Consider the following 545-nt stretch of genomic DNA (forward strand, 5'->3'; position numbering starts at 1 on the left):
CAGCACGGCGGTCAAAATCCGCTTTAATTTCAATATCCGCGCTCGCTTTATCGACCATTCTCTGAGCCAAGCCTTTGATGATTTCTAGCTTTTCCGCGCCGGATTCTATGTCCACAAAGTGAATCTGTTTAACTGGCAAGTAATCCAAGCGTTTGATTACCCCTTCAACCAATTCCGGGGTATAGCTACTGCCACCACCAATAATGGCAAGTTTGATCGCCTCTCTAGACATAATGATTTCCTTACTTGTTCGCGAGTTGCTTGTTCAAAGCGACAATCTCAACAGCCATTTCTTGCGCTAGAATCGTTGTCATTAAATGATCTTGAGCGTGCACCATAACCAGAGTCATCGGCACTTTGCCCTCCCCCTGATCTTCTTCGATCAATTGCGTCTGAATTAAATGCGCCTTGTTAATGCACTCTCTGGCTTGCAACAATTTCTCTTCTGCTGCTTCAAATTTTTGCTCTCTCGCCAAACGGAGTGCTTCATAACTTAAACTTCTGGCTTCACCCGCATTACAGATGATTTCCATTACAACCAGTTC

Annotated in this window: 1 protein-coding gene and 1 pseudogene; both read right to left on the bottom strand. The window is 44.6% G+C overall.

Annotated elements, in window-relative coordinates; translation table 11 throughout:
* Window positions 1-232: pseudogene (locus R7O13_RS30070) on the bottom strand (6-phospho-beta-glucosidase); the annotation flags it as partial.
* A gap of 10 nt (window positions 233-242) precedes the next feature.
* Window positions 243-545, bottom strand: a 303-nt coding sequence (locus R7O13_RS30075) for a PTS lactose/cellobiose transporter subunit IIA (protein WP_318305617.1), incomplete at its 5' end; no start/stop codon positions are given.

Source organism: Vibrio sp. Y176 (assembly GCF_033438945.1).